Genomic DNA, 936 nt, shown 5'->3' on the forward strand with positions numbered 1-936 from the left:
CCGACGACCCCGCCGCCGTCCGGTTCGTGTTCGCTGCCCTCGTCCTACCGGTGGACCTCGACCGGCGCGCTGGCCACCCCCAAATCCGGGTGGGTATCACTCAAAGACTTCACCACCGTGCCCTACAACGGCAGACAACTCGTCTACGCCACCACCCACGACACCGGCTCCAACTGGGGCTCAATGAACTTCGGCCTGTTCACCAACTGGTCCGACATGGCCTCCACCAGCCAGAACAAAATGAACTCCGGCACCGTCGCACCCACCCTGTTCTACTTCGCCCCCAAAAACATCTGGGTACTGACCTACCAATGGGGTGCCACCGCCTTCTCCTACCGCACCTCCACCGACCCCACCAACGCCAACGGCTGGTCCGCCGCACAACCCCTGTTCACCGGCAACATCACCGGCTCCGGCACCGGACCCATCGACCAAACCCTGATCGGCGACAACCAGAACATGTACCTGTTCTTCGCCGGCGACAACGGCAAGATCTACCGGGCCAGCATGCCCATCGGCAACTTCCCCGGCAGCTTCGGCAGCACCTACACCACCATCATGAGTGACAGCACCAACAACCTGTTCGAAGCCCCCCAGGTCTACAAAGTCGCCGGACAGAACCAATACCTCATGATCGTCGAAGCCATCGGCGCCAACGGACGCTACTTCCGGTCCTTCACCACCACCACCCTCAACGGCACCTGGACACCGCAAGCCGCCACCGAGAACAACCCCTTCGCCGGCAAAGCCAACAGCGGAGCCGCCTGGACCAACGACATCAGCCACGGCGAACTCGTCCGCACCACCGCCGACCAGACCTTCACCATCGACCCCTGCAACCTGCAACTGCTCTACCAAGGCCGCTCACCCAGCTCCGGCGGCGACTACGGCCTACTGCCGTACCGCCCCGGCCTGCTCACCCGGCAGCGCTGACGA

Annotated in this window: 1 protein-coding gene; it reads left to right on the forward strand. The window is 63.6% G+C overall.

Annotated elements, in window-relative coordinates; all coding sequences use genetic code 11:
- Positions 1-933: non-reducing end alpha-L-arabinofuranosidase family hydrolase (locus tag Afe05nite_RS43515; RefSeq protein WP_203823226.1), on the forward strand; the 933-nt coding region annotated here is incomplete at its 5' end.
- Positions 934-936 lie beyond the last annotated feature (3 nt).

Source organism: Paractinoplanes ferrugineus, assembly GCF_016862195.1.
In the GTDB taxonomy this organism is placed as follows: domain Bacteria; phylum Actinomycetota; class Actinomycetes; order Mycobacteriales; family Micromonosporaceae; genus Actinoplanes; species Actinoplanes ferrugineus.